Origin of the sequence: Streptococcus sp. GMD1S (assembly GCF_000296875.1) — a bacterium.
GTDB lineage: Bacteria > Bacillota > Bacilli > Lactobacillales > Streptococcaceae > Streptococcus.
On the sequence record NZ_AJQY01000464.1, the window covers coordinates 1 to 1,612 of the forward strand.

A 1,612-nucleotide genomic window follows, 5' to 3' on the forward strand; every position below is an offset into this window, starting at 1 on the left:
AGTGAAGACAGCAGAAGGCACATGGAGCTTCAAGTCTTATGACAAGACATCTGAAATCATCAATGGAGCAGACGCACACTTCGTAGGCACCTGGGAATTCACTCCGGCCCCAATTAAAGATTCTGGAAATACTAGTCAACCAGAAGAAAGAAGTAGTCAAAATCAGAACTTGTTACCAAACACGGGTTCAGCAGTATCTGGTCTTCTTTCAATCATCGGTCTTGCCTTTGCAAGTCTAGCAGCTTTTGTTCTTCGTAAGAAAGACTAAGCCACTCTTAGGAAATAAGAAATTGAATTCTTAATTCCTGAGTCTAAGAAGAGAGAACGAGAAATCGTTCTCTCTTTTTCTTGCATTTTATATCGAGCTGTGATATATTTTATATAACGAAGTGCGATATATCGAACTGAATAGGAGGTGCCTATAAATGGAATTAACAGATAAGGTTCGTCGGGTCTATCTTCCGATGACGGAAACGGGCTTTTATATTTTGTTCTGTCTGCAAAAGGAACGTCATGGTTATAGTATTACGCAAAAGGTCAAGGAGATGACAGATTCGCAAGTTTCGATTAGTCCTGGAACTATGTATGGAACCTTGTCAAAGATGGAAAAGGATGGCTTGATTTCTTTTGTCCGAGAGGAGGAAAAACGGAAAATCTATCAGATTACAGACTTGGGACGCAAAGTCTTAGATATTGAATTGAAACGTATTGAACGGCTCTATAGAAACAGTTTGGAGGAAGTATGATGGAAAAGAAAATTGTTTATCGAATTTTTACAATTGCGGATTATGAGAGGGAAGCTCTATACTTTAGAGAAATGCATGCTAAGGGCTGGAAGCTTAGGAAAGTAAGCTATTCTATCTTATTGTTTGTAGTTAAGTATACCTTTGAAAAGTGCCAACCGGAGCAGGTGTCTTATCAGTTGGACTTTTATCCCATGAAAAAATCAGAGAGAGCCTCCTATTTACAACTATTTAAAGACTGTGGCTGGGAGCATATTACAGACTTTAATAGTTTTTCCTATTTTAGAAAAGCGCATTCTGAAATTGAATCGGATACTGAGTTTGAAATCTATAATGACGCTACAGGGAAGTTAGCTATGATCAAACGGATTTTAAGACTGCGGATGCTTCCTATTTTGATTCTATTTTTAGCTCTACTACCGGTTTTCTCAAAGTTTGTCAGTGGAGCTAGTTCTTTCAGTTGGGGAATGTTTTTGATTGTCATAATAGATTGTGTTTTATTGATAGTTTTTGCGGTTCAGATTTCTTATATTTTTTGGAGCTTGTTTCAAAAGTGGAAAGAATTATCTGAAAAATAAAACCATGTATGTTTTCTGATTTGGAGGTAAGACAATGAATAGCAAAGTACAATTTAGGATTTTCACCATTGTTGATTTGGACAAGGAAGAAGAATTTTTACATGAGATGCACTTGAAAGGTTGGAGATATAGAACTAGTCGTTTTGGTTTTTTCTATTTTGACCACTGTCAACCGGACGATGTCATCTACCATATCTATGATTCTAGATTTCTTAAAAAGTATAAGCATGAACTACAAGATTTTAGAAATAGCGGTTGGGAATTGATAGAAACAGGTTTTTGTTCAATTCT

4 protein-coding genes are annotated in these 1,612 nt (G+C 36.5%); all 4 read left to right on the forward strand.

The features are described from left to right. The coding region (locus tag GMD1S_RS11295; protein ID WP_000322436.1) for an SHIRT domain-containing protein at positions 1-268 on the forward strand (268 nt) is incomplete at its 5' end. Positions 269-425: 157 nt separating this feature from the next. Continuing rightward, on the forward strand, positions 426-746 hold the full coding sequence (locus GMD1S_RS11300; RefSeq protein ID WP_000423991.1) for a PadR family transcriptional regulator: 321 nt from the start codon (positions 426-428) through the stop codon (positions 744-746). Beyond that, positions 746-1,321 carry a DUF2812 domain-containing protein gene (locus GMD1S_RS11305; RefSeq protein WP_008283872.1) on the forward strand — a complete coding sequence of 192 codons (576 nt, stop codon included), beginning with the start codon at positions 746-748 and terminating at the stop codon, positions 1,319-1,321. The genes GMD1S_RS11300 and GMD1S_RS11305 overlap by 1 nt, the downstream gene beginning before the upstream one ends. 34 nt (positions 1,322-1,355) lie before the next feature. Next, positions 1,356-1,612 (forward strand): DUF2812 domain-containing protein (locus GMD1S_RS11310; RefSeq protein WP_001086356.1); only part of this gene is annotated, 257 nt, incomplete at its 3' end.

Bases quoted from the DNA above. Each gene is read 5' to 3' on its own strand.
- GMD1S_RS11305 (WP_008283872.1), top strand. From the start codon at position 746: ATGGAAAAGAAAATTGTTTATCGAATTTTTACAATTGCGGATTATGAG.
- GMD1S_RS11300 (WP_000423991.1), top strand. From the start codon at position 426: ATGGAATTAACAGATAAGGTTCGTCGGGTCTATCTTCCGATGACGGAA.